The sequence below is a fragment of the Marinifilum caeruleilacunae genome (assembly GCF_013141825.1).
In the GTDB taxonomy this organism is placed as follows: domain Bacteria; phylum Bacteroidota; class Bacteroidia; order Bacteroidales; family Marinifilaceae; genus Marinifilum; species Marinifilum caeruleilacunae.
The window spans coordinates 1-760 of record NZ_RZNH01000112.1; the positions used below are offsets into that span (position 1 = coordinate 1).

Consider the following 760-nt stretch of genomic DNA (forward strand, 5'->3'; position numbering starts at 1 on the left):
CAAAGTGGCCAACTCGCACCAACTATGATAAGACGGTCCATGAGACCGTCAGTTATGTTGATCAGACTGGACACGTAGTGGCCAAGCCGCACACTGATTCTGTCAACTTCACACGAACCGTCGTTGTCGATAACGTTACTGGTGAAGTGATTACGAGTGGTGCTGGAACAACCGCCTGGACAGCGACAAATGGTGATACAACCTTTGATGCCGTTGTTAGTCCAGTGGTGTCGGGATCTGTAGCTGATAATGCGCAGACAGCTGTCGTAACTGACCTGAATGCCGATTCAGCAGATGTTAATGAGACCGTGACATACACGAAAGTCGGATCATTGGTACCAAGCTCAAGTGATGGGAACTTCCCTAGAGTACCAAGAGTAGTCTATCCAAATGACCCACGTGATGCGACGAAGGTTACACCAGCCGGTGTACCGACGGTACCAGGTTATACAGCACATGATCCAGAAGGTCATGTTTTGACACCCGGTAGCCGTTATCAGCCAAGTGATCCGACGAAAGATACAACGATCACCTATACCGCAGATCAGCAAAAAGGTAGTGTCAGCTACGTTGATGATACGACCGGCAAAACTTTAAAGACGGATTCAATTTCAGGAACAACGGGCTCGAAATCCAGTTATAGTACCAGTGGCAGCATTGCGGATTATAAGAAACACGGGTATGAGTTAGTTACTGATGGCTATCCAGCAGATTTGACATTCGACAATGATGACAAAACTGCTCAGAACTTCACGGTTCA

At 47.5% G+C, this 760-nt stretch carries 1 protein-coding gene; it reads left to right on the plus strand.

The genetic code is table 11. The annotated features are described in order from the left end of the window. Positions 1-760: mucin-binding protein (locus tag ELS83_RS21705; RefSeq protein ID WP_216616760.1), on the plus strand; the 760-nt coding region annotated here is incomplete at both ends.